Below are 627 nucleotides of genomic sequence, written 5' to 3'. Positions count from 1 at the left end.
TACGAACCCGGCACGCTGCTGGTCGTCACCGACGCCCTCCACCTCACGGCGGGCGCGGTCTGGCTCGGTGGCCTCGTCGGCCTGGCCGTCACCCTGCCCGCGATCGCCGGTCGCCCGCGGGACGCCGTACAGCTCCTGAGCCGGTTCTCGACGGTGGCCGCGGGCCTGCTCGCCGTGCTGTCGGCGTCCGGGGTCCTGCTCGGCTGGCGGATCGTCGGTTCGTGGTCGCGGCTCTTCGGCGAGACCTACGGCCGGCTGCTGCTGGTCAAGGTCGCCCTCGTGCTGGTCGTGGTCGCGATGGCCGCGTGGAACCGGTACCGCCTCGTCCCGCAGGTGACCGGCGGTGTGGGCCACGACGTCCAGCGCAAGGCCACCGGGCTGGTCCGCCGGGTCGTCGTCGGGGAGGCCGCGGTCCTCGTCGCCGTCCTGGGGGTCACCGGCTTCCTCACCCAGAAGCCGCCGGGCGGCGAACCGCCGGCCCAGCCGACGACCGCCGACACCGGCGTCGTCACCGGCATCGCGAACGACGACCTCAAGGTCCTCGCCGTGCTCGACGCCGGCTCCGGCCTCCAGCGTCGGCTGATCGTCCAGGTGCAGGACACCGCCGGCGAGCCCCTCGACCTGTAC

General features: G+C 74.3%; 1 protein-coding gene. It reads left to right on the top strand.

What is annotated here, in order from left to right; all coding sequences use genetic code 11:
- Nucleotides 1–627 (top strand): copper resistance D family protein (locus tag ACOADB_RS24295; RefSeq protein ID WP_378604863.1); only part of this gene is annotated, 627 nt, incomplete at both ends.

The sequence above is a fragment of the Nocardioides sp. CPCC 206348 genome (assembly GCF_048654705.1).
GTDB lineage: Bacteria > Actinomycetota > Actinomycetes > Propionibacteriales > Nocardioidaceae > Nocardioides.
The sequence above is the reverse complement of the archived record's forward strand: the minus strand, read 5'-3'. Positions and strand labels throughout refer to the sequence as shown.